The 17,798-nt window shown below is 67.1% G+C and carries 15 protein-coding genes; 6 read left to right on the plus strand and 9 right to left on the minus strand.

Annotation, left to right across the window (positions count from 1 at the left end; translation table 11 throughout):
- The 3 genes from J2X06_RS04910 to cysG form a co-directional block, all read right to left on the minus strand.
- Complete coding sequence (locus J2X06_RS04910) at window positions 1-1,029, minus strand: aminoglycoside phosphotransferase family protein (RefSeq protein WP_310059015.1); 1,029 nt, start codon at window positions 1,027-1,029, stop codon at window positions 1-3.
- A gap of 165 nt (window positions 1,030-1,194) precedes the next feature.
- Window positions 1,195-2,172: a cysteine synthase A gene (gene cysK / locus J2X06_RS04915; protein WP_310059017.1), complete on the minus strand. Its 978-nt coding sequence runs from the start codon at window positions 2,170-2,172 to the stop codon at window positions 1,195-1,197.
- 44 nt (window positions 2,173-2,216) lie between these two features.
- Window positions 2,217-3,644, minus strand: coding sequence for a siroheme synthase CysG (gene cysG, locus J2X06_RS04920; RefSeq protein WP_310059019.1), 1,428 nt, complete (start codon window positions 3,642-3,644; stop codon window positions 2,217-2,219).
- A gap of 253 nt (window positions 3,645-3,897) precedes the next feature.
- Between cysG and J2X06_RS04925 the strand changes: the two genes are divergently transcribed.
- Together J2X06_RS04925 and J2X06_RS04930 are read left to right on the plus strand one after the other, a co-directional pair.
- Window positions 3,898-4,881 (plus strand): LysR family transcriptional regulator, encoded by a 984-nt coding sequence (locus tag J2X06_RS04925; protein ID WP_310059020.1) that lies wholly within the window; start codon window positions 3,898-3,900, stop codon window positions 4,879-4,881.
- A 163-nt stretch (window positions 4,882-5,044) separates the two neighbouring features.
- Window positions 5,045-6,277, plus strand: coding sequence for a glycosyltransferase (locus tag J2X06_RS04930; protein WP_310059022.1), 1,233 nt, complete (start codon window positions 5,045-5,047; stop codon window positions 6,275-6,277).
- 4 nt (window positions 6,278-6,281) lie between these two features.
- Here J2X06_RS04930 and J2X06_RS04935 read toward each other — a convergent pair whose 3' ends face one another.
- The 3 genes from J2X06_RS04935 to J2X06_RS04945 are packed head-to-tail and all read right to left on the minus strand — an operon-like array spanning window position 6,282 to window position 10,625.
- Window positions 6,282-7,019 (minus strand): phosphoadenylyl-sulfate reductase, encoded by a 738-nt coding sequence (locus J2X06_RS04935; RefSeq protein WP_310059025.1) that lies wholly within the window; start codon window positions 7,017-7,019, stop codon window positions 6,282-6,284.
- Window positions 7,016-8,743: an assimilatory sulfite reductase (NADPH) hemoprotein subunit gene (gene cysI / locus J2X06_RS04940; protein ID WP_310059028.1), complete on the minus strand. Its 1,728-nt coding sequence runs from the start codon at window positions 8,741-8,743 to the stop codon at window positions 7,016-7,018. The genes J2X06_RS04935 and cysI overlap by 4 nt, the downstream gene beginning before the upstream one ends.
- Window positions 8,744-8,777: 34 nt before the next feature.
- Window positions 8,778-10,625 (minus strand): assimilatory sulfite reductase (NADPH) flavoprotein subunit, encoded by a 1,848-nt coding sequence (locus tag J2X06_RS04945; RefSeq protein ID WP_310059031.1) that lies wholly within the window; start codon window positions 10,623-10,625, stop codon window positions 8,778-8,780.
- Window positions 10,626-10,821: 196 nt separating this feature from the next.
- On the opposite strand from J2X06_RS04945, the gene cysD reads away from it, so the two are divergent.
- Together cysD and cysN are read left to right on the plus strand one after the other, a co-directional pair.
- A complete protein-coding gene (gene cysD / locus J2X06_RS04950) occupies window positions 10,822-11,733 on the plus strand; it encodes a sulfate adenylyltransferase subunit CysD (RefSeq protein ID WP_310059033.1) in 912 nt (303 codons plus the stop codon).
- Complete coding sequence (cysN, locus tag J2X06_RS04955) at window positions 11,733-13,616, plus strand: sulfate adenylyltransferase subunit CysN (RefSeq protein ID WP_310059036.1); 1,884 nt, start codon at window positions 11,733-11,735, stop codon at window positions 13,614-13,616. Before cysD ends, cysN begins: the two co-directional genes overlap by 1 nt.
- Before the next feature lie 90 nt (window positions 13,617-13,706).
- On the opposite strand, the gene J2X06_RS04960 is transcribed toward cysN, so the two are convergent.
- Window positions 13,707-13,955: a GlsB/YeaQ/YmgE family stress response membrane protein gene (locus tag J2X06_RS04960; protein WP_310059038.1), complete on the minus strand. Its 249-nt coding sequence runs from the start codon at window positions 13,953-13,955 to the stop codon at window positions 13,707-13,709.
- A gap of 93 nt (window positions 13,956-14,048) precedes the next feature.
- Window positions 14,049-15,539, minus strand: coding sequence for a M20 family metallopeptidase (locus J2X06_RS04965; protein WP_310059042.1), 1,491 nt, complete (start codon window positions 15,537-15,539; stop codon window positions 14,049-14,051).
- A gap of 227 nt (window positions 15,540-15,766) precedes the next feature.
- Between J2X06_RS04965 and J2X06_RS04970 the strand changes: the two genes are divergently transcribed.
- Together J2X06_RS04970 and J2X06_RS04975 are read left to right on the plus strand one after the other, a co-directional pair.
- Window positions 15,767-16,108: a ComEA family DNA-binding protein gene (locus J2X06_RS04970; RefSeq protein WP_310059044.1), complete on the plus strand. Its 342-nt coding sequence runs from the start codon at window positions 15,767-15,769 to the stop codon at window positions 16,106-16,108.
- Window positions 16,109-16,327: 219 nt separating this feature from the next.
- A complete protein-coding gene (locus tag J2X06_RS04975; protein WP_310059048.1) occupies window positions 16,328-16,930 on the plus strand; it encodes a HutD/Ves family protein in 603 nt (200 codons plus the stop codon).
- Between the two features lie 176 nt (window positions 16,931-17,106).
- Here the strand turns inward: J2X06_RS04975 and J2X06_RS04980 are convergent, their stop codons facing one another.
- Window positions 17,107-17,793 (minus strand): Fe2+-dependent dioxygenase, encoded by a 687-nt coding sequence (locus tag J2X06_RS04980; RefSeq protein ID WP_310059050.1) that lies wholly within the window; start codon window positions 17,791-17,793, stop codon window positions 17,107-17,109.
- Between the last annotated feature and the right edge of the window lie 5 nt (window positions 17,794-17,798).

Consider the following 17,798-nt stretch of genomic DNA (forward strand, 5'->3'; position numbering starts at 1 on the left):
TCACGCCCCATTCAAGTCGGCAATCGCGGCCATGGCCGGGCGGATGCGGCGGTCGAGCAGATCGCGCAGCGGCGACAACTCGGGATAGCGCGGCAGTACTTCATCCAGATAAGCAATGAATCGCGGCGCATCGGGCAGGTACTTGGTCTTGCCGTCGCGATAATGCAGTCGCGAGAAGATGCCGAGGATCTTCAGGTGGCGCTGCACGCCGAGCCAGTCGGCATCACGAAGGAATTGCTGCAGCGGCGGCACCGGCAGGCCGGCTTCCAGCGCACGTGCGTGGTAGTGCGCGAGCCAGCCGTCGACCCGTTCCAGCGGCCAGCTGAGGAACGCATCCTTGAACAGGCTGATCGGATCGTAGGCGATCGGGCCGAGCACGCAATCCTGGAAATCCAGCACCGCCGGCCCGTCGGCCAACGGCATCAGGTTGCGGGGCATGAAGTCGCGGTGGGTCAGCACTCGCGGCTGCGCAAGGGCGTTGTCCATCAGGTGGCGCTGCACCAGTTCCAACCCCTCCAGGTCACCGCAATCGAGTTCGATGCGCAGATGGCGGCGCAGGAACCATTCCTCGAACAAGCCCGCATCGCGTTGCAGCAGCGCCTCGCCGAACTCGCCCATGCCCTGCGGCGCCGCGATCGCCTGCAACCGCAGCAGTTGGCCGATCGCGGCATCGAAATGTGCGTCGGCGCTGTCGGCGTCGATCAACTGCGCCAGTGTCGGCCCGCCCAGGTCTTCGAGCAGCAGGAAGCCGGCGTCGACATCCTGCACCAGCACCTGCGGCACCCGCACGCCGCCGTCTTCCAGCAGGTCGCGCATGCGCAACCACGGGCGGACGTCTTCGAGCGCGGGCGGGGAATCCATCACGATGCGACTGCCTTCGCGCACGTTCGCACGCCAATAGCTGCGGAATCCGGCATCGACGGAGGCGCGTTGCAGTTGAAGCGCGGGATCGCCGGTCGCGGCGCGCGCCCAGGCCAGTCGCGCGGCTTCGCGCGCTCCGGCATCGGCGGAAGGGGGGGCAACGGTCATGCAATCTCCACGCGGCGAAAGTCGCCGCATGCGCACAGGGTAGCGAGCCGTTGCGCGCCGGGGAATGCTGTGGGTCGACAAGTGCGAAGGGCGCCCCATCCGGCTCACAAGCCGGAGAAGCGAACCCCTCTCCCGCCTGCAGGAGAGGAAAGGGGTGAGGGCGCCTCAGGCCGCTTGCGCCTCCGCGTCCAGTGAAGCCAGCCATTCATCGTCGGAGCCGTCGCTGACGCCCTCGAACAGGAACGTCGACAGGTAGCGCTCGCCGGTGTCCGGCAGCACGGCCAGCAGTACCGAACCTTCCGGCGCGCTTTCGGCCACCTTGAGCGCGGCCGCGACGGTGGCCCCCGCGGAGATCCCGACGAAGACGCCTTCCTCCGCCGCCAGCCGGCGCGCGGTGTCGCGTGCCAGCACTTCATCCACGGGCAGTACTTCGTCTGCGATGGTGCGGCTGAGCACGGCCGGCAGGAAGTCCGGCGTCCAGCCCTGGATCTTGTGCGGCTGCCACTCCTTGCCCGACAGCAATGCTGCGCCGGCCGGCTCGCTGGCGATGATCTTCAGGTCCGGCCGCGCGAGCTTGAGCACTTCGCCCGCGCCGGTGATCGTGCCACCGGTGCCCCAGCCGCTGACAAAATAGTCCAGCCGCTTGCCGGCGAAGTCGCGCAGGATTTCCGGGCCGGTGGTGCTGCGGTGCCAGGCCGGATTGGCTTCGTTCTCGAACTGGCGGGCGAGGAACCAGCCGTGCTTGTCAGCCAGTTCCTTCGCCGTGCGCACCATGCCCGAGCCCCGCTCGGCGGCCGGCGTCAGGATGACCTTGGCCCCATACGCGCGCATCAGCTTGCGGCGCTCGATCGAGAACGTCTCGGTCATCACCGCCACGAACGGATAACCGCGTGCGGCGGCAACCAACGCCAAGGCGATGCCGGTGTTGCCCGAGGTCGCCTCCACGATCGTCTGCCCAGGCTTGAGCAGGCCTTTGCGTTCGGCATCGAGCACGATGGCCAATGCCAGCCGATCCTTGACCGATCCACCGGGATTGAAGGCCTCGACCTTGGCGTACAGCGTGACGTGTTTCGGGGCAATGCGGTGCAGTTTGACGATGGGTGTGTTGCCGATGGTGTCGAGGATGCTGTCGTACAGGGCCATGAGGTTGCTCCGTTCGGAATATCGATGGATTCTGTTTCGTCGTTTCAGGCGGCTTGCGCGATGTCGCTTGCCACCGCGCCAAGCGGCGCGTCACCGAACCAGTGCAGCTTGTCGGCCAAGGCGGCAACCTCGCCGACGATCAGCAGCGCCGGCGACTGCACGGCATGGACGCGGGCACGCTCGGCGAGCTCCGACAGCGGTCCGGTGACGACGCGTTGTCGATCACGCGAGCCGTTCTCCACCAGCGCGAACGGAGTGGTGGCCGCGCGGCCGTGCGCGATCAGGCGCTCGCCCAATGCGTCCAGGCCGGCCACGCCCATGTAGACCGCCAGTGTCTGGCGTTCGAGCGCCAGCGACGCCCAATCCAGTGTGTCCAGCGAGTCCTTGCAGTGTGCCGTGACCAGGCGCACCGACTGCGCATGATCGCGATGGGTGAGCGGAATACCGGCATAGGCGGCGCAGGCGAGCGCGGCGGTGATGCCCGGTACGACTTCGTACTCGATGCCGTGTGCGCGCAGCACTTCCAGTTCCTCGCCGCCGCGTCCGAACACGAACGGATCGCCTCCCTTCAGTCGCACCACTCGTTTGCCTGCGCGGGCGTGTTCGAGCATCAGCGCGTGGATCTGCTGCTGGGTGGCGTGATGATTCCCCGCCTGCTTGCCGACCTCGATGCGTTCGGCATCGCGGCGGGCCAGTTGCAGTACTTCGTTGCTGACCAGCCGGTCGTGCAGGATCACGTCGGCTTCGTTGAGCACACGCAGCGCGCGCAGCGTCAGCAAACCCGGATCGCCCGGTCCCGCGCCGACCAGCGCCACCGAGCCGCGCGGGGAGTCGGCGTCCTCGGCCAGCGCGATGCTGAACTCGCGTTCCGCGGCCAGATGCCGGCCTTGTCGCAGCAGGCGCGGTACCGGCCCGGCCAACAGGCGCTCGAAGAACCGGCGCCGCTCCCCGATCCGCGGGTGGCGGGTGCGGATGCGTTCGCGCTCGCGGGAGAGCAGCCGGGCCAGCGCCGCCAGGGAGGCATCGAGCGAGATTTCCAGTTGTTCGCGCAGATACCGCGCCAGCATCGGTGCGCCACCGCCGCTGGAAATCGCGATCTGCAGCGGCCCACGCTCGACGCGCGCCGGAATCTGCACGGAGGAGGCCTCCGCGTCGTCGACGACGTTGACCCAGATCCGCCGCGCCTGCGCAGCTGCGGCGACCGCACGATTGACCGCCTCGTCATCGGTGGCGGCGATGACCAGCCAGGCCTCGTCGAGCCACACCGACTCGAATCGTCCCGCCAGGTGCTCGATGCGGCCTTCGTCGGCCAACCGCTCCAGCGCCAAGGTGAGGTCGGGGGCGCCGACCCGCACCGTCGCGCCGGCCTCCAGCAGCGCCGCCACCTTGCGCTGGGCCACGCCGCCGCCGCCGACCACCAACACGGCGCGGCCACGCAGGTCGGCAAATACGGGAAACAGTGGACTGGTCATGGCGTCGATTGCGGCAGGGTCGGGCGGTACGGTGAACGCTATAGGCCGGGCCCTCGCCCCGGAAATGACGCTGCCTCCTGGGGGTATGCCGGAACGGCATGACGCTGGACATGCCCTCCCGGCCGGGTTAGGTTGTTCCATCCCTTTATGCGAATTGAGCGATATATATGAAGACCATGTGTTGTCAGGCAGCCGCGAACTCCCCCGCCACCCTCGTGATCCCCGCATCGCCTCCTATCCGGTTCGCTCCGACATGACCCTCACCCAGCTTCGTTATCTCGTCGCCATTGCCGATTCCGGCCTCAACATCACCCTCGCCGCCGAGCGCGTGCACGCCACCCAGCCCGGCCTGTCCAAGCAGCTCAAGCAGCTCGAGGACGAACTCGGCTTCCAGTTGTTCACCCGCAAGGGCCGCAGCCTGGAGTCGGTAGCCCCCGCCGGGGAACGCGTGCTGGCGCATGCGCGCCGCATCCTCGAAGAGGCGGGCAACATCCGCGCCTACGCCGCCAACGAGCGCGGCCAACATGCCGGCCGACTGGTCCTGGCCACCACCCACACCCAGGCGCGTTTCGTACTGCCGGAGATCATCGCCGCGGTGAAGCGCGAGTTCCCGCAGGTCAGCGTCCACCTGCAGGCGGCCGCCGACGGCGAGGTGCTGGAACAACTCGCACGTGGCGAAGCCGACCTGGCGCTGATCAGCACCGCCGGATCCGAGCCCGAAGGCGGCGTGGCCGTACCCCTGTTCCGCTGGCGCCGAGTCGTGCTGGTGCCGCGTACCCACCCACTCGCCGCGTTGGATCGTGCGCCGACGCTGATCGAACTGGCCGCCTACCCGCTGGTCAGCTACGAATCGTCCAACAAGCCCGAATCCTCCCTGCGTCGCGCGTTCATCGCCCGCGGCGTCGAACCGCAGTTGGCGATCACCGCGCGCGATGCCGATCTGATCAAGACCTATGTGCGAACCGGGCTCGGCGTCGGCGTGCTGGCCGAGATGGCGACCGGCGCGCGCGACGTCGATCTGAAGGTGCTGCCTGCGCCGGACGAGTTGCCGGAGTGCATCACCTGGGCCGTGATTCCCCGCGCACGCGTGCTGCGCGAGTACGCGCTGGCGCTGCTGCACGGCATCGCCCCGCAACTCGATCGGCGCGATCTGCGGCGCGTGCTGGAAGGCAACCTGGAACCGCGCTGGCCGGCCGCGCCGACCTGGCGGGAACTCAGTCAGCCGATCACCACCTGACCGTTCCATCCACCGCGGGCGGAGATGCAGGCGTCGACCGCCTGCATCTCACCATGCCCCGTCGAGTGGGGCGGGTGTTGAATTAATTATCGCGGGCCAAATCGATAGGTCGGCACGGGTTCGCTCAGTAACATGATCGGCCCCGACCACCGGAATGTGAGCGATGAAGTTCGTTGTGGCCACTTACGGAACCGAAGGCGACGTCCGACCGCTGGCGGCGCTGTGCCGCGCGTTGATGGATGCGGGCCATGAGGCGACGCTGCTGGCCGACCGCGCCACGCTGGGCATCGCGCAGACGCTCGGTGTGCCGGCCAGGGCGTTGTCCGGCGACATCAAGGGCACGTTGGACCCGTCTGCTGCGATATCCAACGTGGTGGGAAAGGACCATGGCCTCAACAGCACGGCCAAGGCATTGGCAGGAATCGCCAACGCCAATGCCGAGACCTGGCTGCGCGAGATCGTCGACGCCGCGGAAGGCAGCGATGCCCTCATCGTCTCGGCCCTGGCGGCCTTCGTCGGTCTGTCTGCGGCGGAGCACCTGGGCATCAAGGCGGTGGGCGTCGGCTTCATTCCGCTGTCGCCGACGGCCGAGTTCGCTTCGCCGTTCCTGCCGCCGTCGCGTGTCCCGCATGCGCTCAACCGGCTGAGCCACACCTTCGTCAACGCGATGCTGTGGCGCGCGTTCCGCAAGGCCACCAACGACGCCCGTGCGAAGGTGTGCGGATTGCCGGCGCGCAAGAAGAACTGGACCACACACCCGATGCTGTACGGCGTGTCGCCGAGCCTGGTCGCGCCGCCGTCGGACTGGCCCGCCAATGCACACGTCTGCGGGCAATGGCTGCCGCCCGAAGGCTCATGGTCGCCGCCGGAGGCGTTGACGGAGTTTCTCGCAGCCGGCGACGCGCCTGTCTATGTCGGCTTCGGCAGCATGGTCGGCTTCGACCGCAAGGCGCTGCTCAGCGAGGTCGTCGCGGCCGTCGGCGGCCGCCGCGTGCTGTTCTATCCGGGATGGAGCGGAATCGAAGGCCTGGACCTGCCCGGCAACTTCCATGTGCTGGGCGACACGCCGCATGCGTGGCTGTTCCCGAAAGTTTCGGCGGTCATTCACCATGGAGGCTCGGGTACCAGTCATTCCGCGGCGCGCGCTGGCGTGCCGTCGGTCGTGGTGCCCTTTGCAGGAGACCAGTGGTTCTGGGCCGACCGGCTCCGGCGCGCCGGCGTTGCCGCGCAAGCGGTGAGCGGACACCGCCTGAGCGCATCGGCGCTTGCGCGCGCGATCGAGTATGCCGGGCAGGCGCAGGTCCTCTCACGCGCCCGTCAGTTGGGCGAACGCATGCGCACCGAGAACGGACTGGTGGTGGCAACGAATACGCTGGAAGCAATCATGGCCGCCTGATGGCTCACGCCGCATTGGGCTCGTCGAAATGCAGACCGCACTCGCGCTTGAGGCCGAAGAAGCGCGTGTCTTCGTCGTTCATGCCTGGCTGCAGCGGCCGCGTGGTGTGCACGTCGCCGATCGAAACATAGCCCTGGTGCCACAGCGGGTGATAGGGCAGGTCGTGGCGTTGCAGATACTCCCACACGTCGCGATCGCTCCAGTCGGCGATGGGGTGCAGCTTCCAGCGGCCGTCGCGCAGTTCCAGGAATTCGATGCCGGCGCGCGTGCGCGCCTGGCTGCGACGCAGGCCGGCGATCCAGGTGCGGACTCCCAGTTCGTTCAGCGCGCGCTGCATCGGCTCGACCTTGCGCATCCTGTTGTAGCGGTTGATGCCTTCGAGGCCGTTTTCCCACAACTTGCCAAAGCGCGCTTCCATCCAGGCGATGCCGATCTGCGGGCGATACACCTTCAAGTTGAGCCCGAGGTGCTCGGTGAGTTGGTCCACGAAGCGGTAAGTCTCGGGGAACAGGTAGCCGGTATCGACCAGGATCACCGGCATCTGCGGTGCCTGCTGCGTGACCAGATGCAGCGAGACCGCTGCCTGTGCCCCAAAGCTGGAAGAAAGCGCATGCGCACCAGCGGTGTGTTCCAGCGCCCATGCGATGCGCTGCCCGGCGCTGCGCCCGGCCAGCCACTGGTTCAGCTCCGCCAGGGCGCGCGGAGACTCGGCGGCGGTGATGGGGTCGGGAGGGGCGCTCATGTCGCGTTCTCTGTACGCAGTTGCAGGGGGATGGTCGGACGCGGCGTGACGATGGCGCTGCGCACCAGGAAGTCGCCGAACCCTTCGTCGTCCTCTCGTTCGGTGGCATAGCGGGCGAACAGCGGGTCGAGTGCGGTCAGGATCTCCGGCTCGGCGATGTTTTCGCGATGAAGCGTGTTGAGCCGCTGGCCGCGATGATCGGCGCCGAGCATCAGGTTGTAGCGGCCGGGCGCCTTGCCGACGAGCGCGATCTCGCCGAGGTAAGGACGCGAGCAGCCGTTCGGGCAGCCGCTGATGCGCAGGTGGATCGGCGCATCGCCGATGCCGTGCGAGTCGAGCAGCGATTCGATCTTGCCGACCAGTTCCGGCAAGTAGCGCTCGGCCTCGGCCATGGCCAGGCCGCAGGTAGGAAGTGCCACGCAGGCCAACGCGTTGCGATGGAGTGGGCTGGCGGTGCCATGACCATCGAGGCCGTAGCGGGCAACCAGCGCATCGACGCGTTCGCGCAATCCGGCTGGAACTCCAGCGATGACGAGATTCTGGTTGGGCGTGAGGCGGAACTCGGCGCCTTCGCCCTCGTCATCGAGGAGTCTGGCGATCTCACGCAGGCCGCTCAGGTCGCTCCTGTCGTCGCGATCCCAGATGCGGCCTGCGGGAATTCTCAGTGTCAGATGCGCGCGGCGATCGCCTCCGGTGTCGTCATCGGACTGGATCCAGCCGAAGCGGTCGCCGTTGTGGACGAAATCGAACCGCCGCGCCGGGGAGAGAGGGAACCCGGCGCGGCGTTCGACCTCGGCCTTGAACCAGTCCAGTCCGCGATCGTCGATGGTGTATTTCAGGCGCGCGCGCTTGCGCATGGCGCGATTGCCGAAGTCGCGCTGCGCGGTGACCACGGCCTCGCCGATGGCGATCACCTGCTCGGGCGTGACGAAGCCGATCACGTCGCCCAGGCGTGGGTAGGTTTCCGGATCGCCGTGGGTGGCGCCCATGCCGCCGCCAATGGTGACGTTGTAGCCCACGACCTCGTCGTTCTCGACGATGGCGATGTAGCCCAGGTCCTGCGCGAACACATCGACATCGTTGTAAGGCGGAATCGCGAAGCCGATCTTGAACTTGCGCGGCAGGTAGGTGGCACCGTAGATCGGCTCGTCCTCGCTGCCGCTGCCAGCGACGCGCTCCTCGTCCAGCCAGATCTCGTAGTAGGCGCGGGTGTTGGGCAGCAGGTGTTCGGACAAGGCCGCAGCGTGCGAATGGACGGCGGCATGCGCGCGCGACTGCAGGGGGTTGGCCGCGACCGCCACATTGCGGTTCACGTCGCCGCAGGCGGCCAGCGTGTCGATCAAGGCGGCATTGATCGCCTGCATCGTCGGCTTCAAGTCGGTCTTGATCACGCCATGGAACTGGAACGCCTGGCGCGTGGTGATGCGCAGGCCGCGCTCGGCATAGGTCGTGGCGATGGCGTCGAGCTTGAGCCATTGCGCCGGCGCGACCACGCCGCCCGGCGTGCGGGTGCGGATCATGAAGCTGTAGGCCGGTTCGAGCTTCTGCAGGCGGCGTTCATCGCGGATGTCGCGGTCGTCCTGCTGGTAACTGCCGTGGTACTTGATCAGCGTCTGGTCGTCATCGCGGATGGCGCCGGTGACCGGGTTGGCGAGCGACTCCAGCAGCGTGCCACGCAAGCGGGCACCGTTGTTCTTGATGTCTTCGACGGAGTGGGTGCTCATCAGGTGAATCCTGGGCGTGGGGCGACGACGCGCATCAGTACACGTCCCTTGCGTAACGGCCCTGCTGCTGCAGGTTGGAGAGATATTCCTCGGCGGCTTCTGCCGACTTGCCGCCGTGCTCGGCGATCGTCGCCAGCAGCGATGCGTGCACGTCGCGCGCCATGCGGGTGGCATCGCCGCACACGTACAGGTGGGCGCCGCCTTCGAGCCAGTCGAACAGTTCGCGACCCTGCTCGCGCATCCGGTCCTGCACGTACACCTTCTGCGCCTGGTCGCGCGAGAAGGCGAGGTCGAGCCGGTGCAGGCGACCATCCTTCAATGCCTGCTGCCACTCCACCTGATAGAGGAAGTCGCTGCGGAAATACGGATTTCCGAACAGCAGCCAGTTGCGTCCGCCGGCACCAGCTGTCGTTGGTCGCGTCGCGGCGCGTTCCTGCACGAAGCCTCGGAACGGGGCGACGCCGGTGCCAGGGCCGATCATGATCACGTCGCGCGTGGTGTCGGCAGGAAGCCGGAAGCGCTCGTTGTGCTCGACGAACACCGACAGGAACGCACCGTCCGCGCTGGCCGCCAGTTGGTGCGAGGCAGCGCCCCAGCGCGTGCCGCGATCCACGGTGTATTCGACATGGGCCACGGTGAGGTGGGCTTCATCGCCCACTTGCTTGCGGCTGGAAGCGATCGAGTACAGACGCGGGGTCAGCGGACGCAAGGCGGCGACGAATTCCTCGGCGCTCCAGTCGGCCGGATGCTGTTGCAACAGGTCCAGCACCTGTGTCCGGCCCAGGAAGCCGGCAAGATTCGCCTGCTGTCCGGGTGCCAACAGGCCGTTGAGTTCTTCGCTGCGCGCCTGCGCAGCGTGGCTGGCGAGGAACGGGCGCGCCAGTCGGGTCAGTTCGCGCTTTTCGCTCAGCCATTGCCGCACGGGCAGGGTCTGGCCGTCGTGGGTGACCGCGGTAATTCCGTCGAGCGCAAGCGTGGTGAGCACCTCGTCGACCAGTTCGGGTGCGTTGCTGGGCCACACGCCGATCGCGTCGCCGGGCTCGTAGTGCAGGCCGGAGCTTTCCAGAGACAACTCGATATGGCGGATATCCTTCGTGCTGCCGCTACCCGTGATGCGCTGGTTGAGCAGCAGTTCGGCAGAAAAGGGCGCATCGCGATGGTGGTGCGGCGCTGAAGGTGGCAACGGCCGCAGCGGCGTGACGGTAGCCAGCGGCGCGGCCGGCTTGAGCGCCTCCTTGGCGCGGGCCAGCGCCTGCTCGACCCACGGCGTGGCGATGGTCTCCAGATCCAGGTCGGCGTCGCCGCGCGGCAGCAGCCGGGTCGCGCCAAGTTCGGCCAGGCGCGCGTCGAGCTTCTGCCCGATCGCGCAGAACTGCGGGTAGCTGGAATCGCCTAGTCCGAGCACGGCATAACGCAGCTGCTTCAGTTCAGGCGCGCGCCGACCGGAGATGAACTCGACCAGCCCGCGCGCATCGTCGGGAGGATCGCCATCGCCCTGGGTGCTGATGACCAGGTAGAGATTGCACTCGTCCTTGAGTTCGCGCGTGGGGTAGGCGTCGGCGCGCAGCAGGCGCACCGGCAGGCCGGCGGCTTCGCCCTGGCGTGCCAGTTGCTCGGCCAGGCGCTTGGCGTTTCCGGTCTGGCTGCCATAGACGATGGTCAGGCGGCCTGCGGGCGACGCCTCGGGGGCAGGCGATTCGTGGACGGGTGCGTCGTGGAAGGGTGCGATGGCGCCGGCGCGGCTGGCCAGACCGGCCGCGAAGCCCGAGAGCCACCACAACCCCAGCGTGTCCAGCCCCTCGGTGACCCGACCCAGCGCGGCCAGCCGCTCCTCGGTCAGGGGCGTGGTGAATGCGGCGGAGGCGAGGGACGAGGCCGACATCGGCGTACTGGCTGCTGTGCGGGGATGTCAGCAGGCTAGGCCCCGCCCGCGCCCAGCTGAAAGGAATCCGCGTTATGCACACATGCCGGGCGCTTATTTATGGGGCGGGCGTGGCAGGCTCCTACAATGTGGTCAGATAGCCGCGCCCTCCGTACCGGAGGCCTCCGGCCATGGTGCCGCGAACCCAGACCCAAAGATGACCCTGCCTGTAAACCTGAGCCACCTCGACCGCCTCGAAGCCGAGAGCCTGCACATCCTTCGCGAGGTTGCGGCCGAGTTCCGCAACCCCGTCATGCTGTACTCGATCGGCAAGGACAGTTCGGTGCTGCTGCACCTGCTGCTGAAGGCGTTCCACCCTGCGCGGCCGCCCATCCCGCTGCTGCACGTCGATACCGGCTGGAAGTTTCGCGAGATGATCGAGTTCCGCGATCGCCGCGCCAGCGAAACCGGCGTGGACCTGCGCGTGCACACCAACCCCGACGGCGTCGCCCAGGGCATCGGGCCGATCAGCCACGGCGCCACCGTGCATACCGACGTGATGAAGACCCAGGGCCTGAAGCAGGCGCTGGATCAGTTCGGCTTCGACGCCGCCATCGGTGGCGCGCGCCGCGACGAGGAGAAGTCCCGCGCCAAGGAGCGCATCTTCTCGTTCCGCAGCGCACAGCACCGCTGGGATCCGAAAAGCCAGCGTCCCGAACTCTGGAATCTGTACAACACCCGCATCCACAAGGGCGAGTCCGTGCGCGTGTTCCCGCTGTCCAACTGGACCGAGCTGGACGTGTGGCTCTACATCTACCGCGAGAAGATCCCGGTGCCGTCGCTGTACTTTGCCGCGCAGCGTCCGGTCGTGGAGCGCGATGGCGCGTTGATCCTGGTCGACGACGAACGCCTGCCGTTGCGCGCCGATGAAACCCCGACTGTCCGGCAGGTGCGCTTTCGCACGCTGGGCTGCTATCCGCTGACCGGCGCCATCGAATCGCAGGCCGACACGCTGGAAAAGATCATCGCCGAAATGCTGGTGGCGACCACGTCCGAACGCCAGGGGCGGGTGATCGACCATGATCCTTCGGCGTCGATGGAGAAGAAGAAGCAGGAGGGATACTTCTGATGAGCGTCGCCACCGACACCTCCGCTGCGGTCGCCACTTACCTGCAGCAGCACGAAACCAAGGACCTGCTGCGCTTCATCACCTGCGGCAGCGTCGACGATGGCAAGAGCACGCTGATCGGCCGCTTGCTGTACGAAACCCGGGCGCTGTTCGCCGATCAGTTGTCGGCGCTGGAATCGGACAGCCGCCGTCACGGCACCCAGGGCGATGCAATCGATTACGCGCTGCTGATGGACGGCCTGTCGGCCGAGCGCGAGCAGGGCATCACCATCGACGTCGCCTACCGCTTCTTCAGCACCGAGAAGCGCAAGTTCATCGTCGCCGACTGCCCCGGCCACGAGCAGTACACCCGCAACATGGCCACCGGCGCGTCCACCGCCGATGTCGCCGTGGTGCTGGTCGATGCGCGCAAGGGGCTGCTGGCGCAGACGCGACGGCACAGCTACATCGTCTCGCTGCTGGGCATTCGCCACGTGCTGCTGGCGGTGAACAAGATGGACCTGGTGGGCTACGACTTCGCGGTGTTCGACGAGATCGTCGACGGCTATCGCGAGCTCGCGGCGCAGTTGGGCATCGACAATTTCCAGGCGATTCCCCTGTCGGCCCTGCAGGGCGACAACCTGCTGCAAAGCTCGCCGCAGACGCCGTGGTACGACGGCCCCAGTGTTCTGGAGTACCTGGAGACGGTCCGGGTCGAGCGCACGCGCGGCGATGTGGGCTTTCGTCTTCCGGTGCAATGGGTCAACCGGCCCAACCAGGATTTTCGCGGCTTTGCGGGCACCGTTGCCGCGGGCACGGTGCGTCCCGGCGACGAGATCGTCGCGTTGCCGTCGGGGCGTCGTTCGAAGGTAGCCCGCATCGTCACCGCCGACGGCGACCTGGACATCGCCGGCGAAGGCCAGGCCATCACGCTGACGCTTGCCGACGAGCTCGACATCAGCCGCGGCGACGTGATCGCCGATGCGCACAAGCCGCCGCAGGTGTCCGACCAGTTCGCCGCGCACCTGCTGTGGATGGGCGAACAGGCACTGCTGCCGGGACGGCCTTATTGGCTGAAGATCGGCACGCGCACGGTCAGCGCCAGCATCACCGAGATCAAGCACAAGATCGACGTGAACACACAGGAGCCGCTGGCGGCCAAGCACCTGGAACTCAACGAGGTCGCCTACTGCAATATCTACCTCGACCAGCCGGTGCCGTTCGAGGCCTATGCCGACAACCGCACGCTGGGTGGTTTCATCCTGGTCGATCGCCAGAGCGACGCCACGGTCGCCGCCGGCACGCTTGATTTCGCTTTGCGCCGTGCCGGCAACATCCACTGGCAGCATCTGGACGTCGACAAGACGGCGCGTGCGCGCATCAAGGGCCAGCAGCCCCGCTGCCTGTGGTTCACCGGCTTGTCGGGGTCGGGCAAGTCGACCATCGCCAACCTGGTCGACAAGCGCCTGCATGCGATGGGGTACCACACCTTCATCCTCGACGGCGACAACGTCCGCCATGGGCTCAACAAGGACCTGGGCTTCACCGACGAGGACCGCGTCGAGAACATCCGTCGCGTCGCCGAGGTCGCCAAGCTGATGGCCGATGCCGGACTGATCGTGCTGGTGAGCTTCATCTCACCGTTCCGCGCCGAGCGGCGCATGGCACGGGACCTGTTCGCACCGGGCGAGTTCGTCGAGGTCTACATCGACACGCCACTGGCGGTGGCCGAGGAACGCGACGTCAAGGGCCTTTACGCCAAGGCGAGGGCAGGACAGCTGCGCAACTTCACCGGCATCGACTCGCCTTACGAAGTGCCCGAAGCGGCGGAGCTGGAGCTGGACACGGTCAGCGATCCGGCCGAGCGTTTGGCGCAGCGGGTGATCGATTACCTGATCGAGTGAGTGGCGCAGACGCGAAGCGAAACGCGGACGGATCCGTCGCAAACGAAAACCCCGGCCTGCGCCGGGGTTTTCGTTTTATCGCATTCGCGCTCAAGCCGATGGTTTGACCGTCTTGCTGCGAATCAGCTCGTAGATGAAGAGCAGCACGATGGCGCAGATGATGGAGACGATGAAACCGATCATTCCGCCGCTCTTGTAAAGCAGGCTACCGATATAGGCGCCTGCGATGCCCAACAGGATGGTGAGGATCCATCCCATCGGGTCCGCGCCCGGTTTGAAGAAACGCGCAAGGACACCGATGACCGCACCAATGATGATCGTGTACAGGATGCCGCCCATATCACTCCCCTCCAGGATGGTTGGTGACGCGACCGCATCCTAGCAGCTCCCCTGAACGGGGACCGGCCCCGGAGGGCCGGCCTAGGCGATCGCTCAGCAGCAGCCGTGATCGCCGTGATGCTCGCCGCCCGCTACCGCGGCCACGCCGGCGGTCTCGCCACGCTGGCTCGCCAGGTGGTGTTCGGCGATCACGCGCGAGACGCAGGCGGTGACGCGCTTGCCCATGGGGATGTGCAGGAACTCGTTGGGGCCGTGGGCATTGGAATGCGGACCCAGCACGCCGGTGATCATGAACTGCGCGCCCGGGAACTTCTCGCCGAGCATGCCCATGAACGGAATCGTGCCGCCTTCGCCCATGTACATCGCCGGCTGGCCGAAGAACTCGCGGCTGGAGGCGTCGATGGCCTTGGTCAGCCACCCCGACTGCGCCGGGGCGTTCCAGCCGGTCGAAGCCTTCTCCAGGTCCAGCGTGACCTGCGCGCCGTTGGGCGGATCGCGCAGCAGTTCCTTCCTGAGCAGCTCGCCGGCCTTCTTGCCGTCCATGGTCGGAGGCAGGCGCAGCGACAGCTTCACCGAGGTGTGGGGACGCAGGACGTTGCCCGCCGAGCTGAGCGGCGGCATGCCGTCCACGCCGGTCACCGACAGCGCCGGACGCCAGGTGCGGTTGAGCACCAGTTCGGCCAGATCGTCGGCCATCGGCTTCATGCCAGGCAGGAACGGGAACTTGTCGAACACGGCGGTATCCAGCACGCGCGCGGCTTCCTTCGCCTGGGCCAGGCGCTCGGCCGGGATGTCGGCGTGCAGGCCTTCGATGAGGATGCGCCCGGTGTCCTCGTCCTCGATGCGCGACAGGATCTGGCGCAGCAGGCGGAAGCTCGACGGCACGATGCCGGAGGCATCGCCGGAGTGGACGCCTTCGCTCAGCACCTTGACGGTGAAGTTGCCGCCGGTCAGGCCGCGCAGCGAAGTCGTGCACCACAGTTGCTCGTAGTTGCCGCAGCCCGAATCCAGGCACACCACCAGCGAGGGCTTGCCGATGCGGTCGGCCAGATGGTCGACGTAGGCGGGCAGGTCATAGCTGCCGGATTCCTCGCAGGCCTCGATCAGGATCACGCAACGCGCGTGAGGCAGTTTCTGCTCCTGCAGCGCCATGATCGCCGCCAGCGAACCGAAGATCGCGTAGCCGTCGTCGGCGCCGCCGCGGCCGTACAGGCGGTCGCCCTTGATCACCGGCTTCCACGGGCCCAGGTCGGCGTCCCAGCCGGTCATTTCCGGCTGCTTGTCCAGGTGGCCGTACAGCAGCACGCAATCCTCGTTGCTGCCGCCGTTGGCCGCCGGGACGTCGATGAAGATCAGCGGCGTGCGGCCTTCCAGGCGCACCACCTCGACCTGCATGCCCGGGATGGTCTGCGCCTTGGCCCAGCGTTCCATCAGCTTGACCGCGTCGTCCATGTAGCCGTGCTGGACCCAGTCGGCATCGAACATCGGCGACTTGTTGGGGATGCGGATGTACTCGACGAGTTGGGGGACGATTTCGTCGTCCCATTTCTCGCCGACGTAGCGGTCGACCTTGCTGGCGTCCATGGAACGGCCTCGAGCGGGGATAGGAGAGACCGTCATTCTACCGTTCCCACCCAGGTAGGACTTTTCCTACCCGGTGGCGAGGCGAGCGCCGGCTTCGGGGCGGCGGGTCGGACGATACGCTGGCCTCAAGGGGAGCTGGAGACTGTCCACACCGGCAGGACCTCGTTCCCGGGCTCGGAAGTCCGGGCCTGCCGGCGGAACGGAATCCACCTCCAAAGGAGACACCCATGAAGTCGTTCGCTCTTGCCTCGAAGTCCCTGATCGTGTCGCTGCTGATGGCCGCCAGCCTGTTGGCAGCCAGCGCCCACGCGGCTGACAAGGTCAACATCAACACCGCCGATGCGGCCACCATCGACCGCGTCCTGCTCAACATCGGCGCCTCCAAGGCCGAGGCGATCGTCGCCTACCGCAAGGCCAATGGCCCCTTCCGCAGCCCCGACCAACTGGCGCTGGTAAAAGGCGTCGGGCTGAAGACCGTCGAGAAGAATCGCGACCGCATCGTCGTGGGTGGCGTGGCGCCGGCCACGAAGCCCGCCGCCGCCGCGCCGCGCACGCCGGTCAGGCGCTGACCGTATTGCCGGCGCCGCACGGAAGCGGCTCGGCAGGGGCAGGAAGCCCGCAGGATTCGGGGGAGAGACCCTGGACAAGGACGTGCACCGCCCGGACGCAGACGGACCTGCGTCCGGGCGGCCTTTTTCGGGAGATCAGTTTTGCAGGAAGCAGCGCCCGGAGGCCGCCGCAAAGTCCCCGGATCGTTAGACTCTTGGGAGCTTCCACCGGACCGGTGCATGGAATTGGCAGACCTCAAGCGCTCGCAGGTGATCCCCGCCAACGAGTACCGCCGCGAACGTTGGCGCAACCAGTTGGGCTGGACGCGCGAAATCGCCCGCTGGCCCGAGGAGGGCGACTGGGTCTGGCGTCTGTCCATTGCTGAGATCGAGCGCGATTCGGCGTTCTCCGCATTCCTCGGTGTCGATCGCGAACTGGTCCTGCTGTCGGGCAATGGCCTGCGCCTGCGCTTCGACGATGGCCAGGTTCACGAACTGGAGCCACCGCACGGCAAGCTGCGCTTTGCCGGCGAGTCCGGCGTGGTCGGCGAACTGGTCGACGGGCCGACCCACGACTTCAACCTGATGTGGCGTCGCGACCGGGTGCAGGCGCAGCTCTGGCATCGCCCCCTGGTCGGACCGATGGTGATCTTCGTGGAGCCGCACACGACCTGGGTGGTGCACCTGATCGCCGGCCAGGCGCTCTTCGGCGATGCCTCGGGCCTGCCGCCGCTGATGACCGGGGACAGCGCGATCTTTACCGCGGGCCATGAGCGCATGCGCCATGTGCTCGATGGCGGCGGCGAAGTGCTGCTGATCAGGATCGAGCCGCGCGCCGACTGACGCGGGTTTCAGTAGACGCCGCGGCCGGTAGCGGCCGCCTAGCGCCATGGCCTGTAGCGCCTCGACGCCGACGGCCCGATCAGGCTGACCGCCGAACTGATCCGGTGCCAGCGGTGCATGGTCTTGAGCACCACGCAACGGGGCGATAGGGATCCGCACCGGCCCGAGCCCTGCGATCACGTTTCGGTCCAGCGCCGCAACAGGTTGTGGTAGACGCCGGTCAGTTGCACCAGCGCAGGATGCTCGGGCACGTCCTGCGTCAGCCGGCGAATCGACACGTCGAGTTCGAACATCAGCCGGCGCTGCGCGTCCTCGCGCAGCAGGCTCTGAATCCAGAAGAACGAGGCGATGCGTTCGCCACGCGTCACCGGCGTTACCTTGTGCAGGCTGGTGCCGGGATATAGCACCATGTCGCCGGCTTGCAGCTTGACGCTGTGCGTGCCGTAGGTGTCTTCGATCATCAGTTCGCCGCCGTCGTATTCCTCCGGCGCGCTGAGGAATAGCGTGGCCGACAGGTCGGTGCGGATGGGATCGACACCGCCGCGACTGCGGTCGTAGCGCACCGCATTGTCGACGTGGAATCCGAACGATTGTCCACCGGCATATCGGTTGAACAGCGGCGGATAGATCCGTTGCGGCAGCGCCGCCGAGAAGAATGTCGAGTTGCGTGACAGCGCTTCGAGGATCAGGCCGCCCAGCTCGCGGGCGACCGGATCGTTCTCGGGTAGCTGTGCATTGTCCTTGGCCAGGGCCGACTGGTAACCGGCGGTCATGCGACCGTCGGCCCAGGCGGCCTGTTCGAGCCTTTGCCGGCAATGGGCGACCTGCTCGGCGTTGAGGACTTGCGGAAGCTGCAGCAGCATGGCCT

It is taken from the genome of Lysobacter niastensis, assembly GCF_031457115.1.
Classification (GTDB): Bacteria; Pseudomonadota; Gammaproteobacteria; order Xanthomonadales; family Xanthomonadaceae; genus Lysobacter_J; species Lysobacter_J niastensis_A.

Excerpts from the sequence above, each read along its gene's own strand:
- cysD (WP_310059033.1), top strand. The coding sequence starts at position 10,822 with ATGACCCTGCCTGTAAACCTGAGCCACCTCGACCGCCTCGAAGCCGAG.
- J2X06_RS04965 (WP_310059042.1), bottom strand. The coding sequence starts at position 15,539 with ATGGACGCCAGCAAGGTCGACCGCTACGTCGGCGAGAAATGGGACGAC.
- cysN (WP_310059036.1), top strand. The coding sequence starts at position 11,733 with ATGAGCGTCGCCACCGACACCTCCGCTGCGGTCGCCACTTACCTGCAG.
- J2X06_RS04935 (WP_310059025.1), bottom strand. The coding sequence starts at position 7,019 with ATGAGCGCCCCTCCCGACCCCATCACCGCCGCCGAGTCTCCGCGCGCC.
- J2X06_RS04925 (WP_310059020.1), top strand. The coding sequence starts at position 3,898 with ATGACCCTCACCCAGCTTCGTTATCTCGTCGCCATTGCCGATTCCGGC.
- J2X06_RS04945 (WP_310059031.1), bottom strand. The coding sequence starts at position 10,625 with ATGTCGGCCTCGTCCCTCGCCTCCGCCGCATTCACCACGCCCCTGACC.
- J2X06_RS04980 (WP_310059050.1), bottom strand. The coding sequence starts at position 17,793 with ATGCTGCTGCAGCTTCCGCAAGTCCTCAACGCCGAGCAGGTCGCCCAT.
- J2X06_RS04910 (WP_310059015.1), bottom strand. The coding sequence starts at position 1,029 with ATGACCGTTGCCCCCCCTTCCGCCGATGCCGGAGCGCGCGAAGCCGCG.
- cysK (WP_310059017.1), bottom strand. The coding sequence starts at position 2,172 with ATGGCCCTGTACGACAGCATCCTCGACACCATCGGCAACACACCCATC.
- J2X06_RS04970 (WP_310059044.1), top strand. The coding sequence starts at position 15,767 with ATGAAGTCGTTCGCTCTTGCCTCGAAGTCCCTGATCGTGTCGCTGCTG.
- J2X06_RS04975 (WP_310059048.1), top strand. The coding sequence starts at position 16,328 with ATGGAATTGGCAGACCTCAAGCGCTCGCAGGTGATCCCCGCCAACGAG.
- cysG (WP_310059019.1), bottom strand. The coding sequence starts at position 3,644 with ATGACCAGTCCACTGTTTCCCGTATTTGCCGACCTGCGTGGCCGCGCC.
- cysI (WP_310059028.1), bottom strand. The coding sequence starts at position 8,743 with ATGAGCACCCACTCCGTCGAAGACATCAAGAACAACGGTGCCCGCTTG.
- J2X06_RS04960 (WP_310059038.1), bottom strand. The coding sequence starts at position 13,955 with ATGGGCGGCATCCTGTACACGATCATCATTGGTGCGGTCATCGGTGTC.
- J2X06_RS04930 (WP_310059022.1), top strand. The coding sequence starts at position 5,045 with ATGAAGTTCGTTGTGGCCACTTACGGAACCGAAGGCGACGTCCGACCG.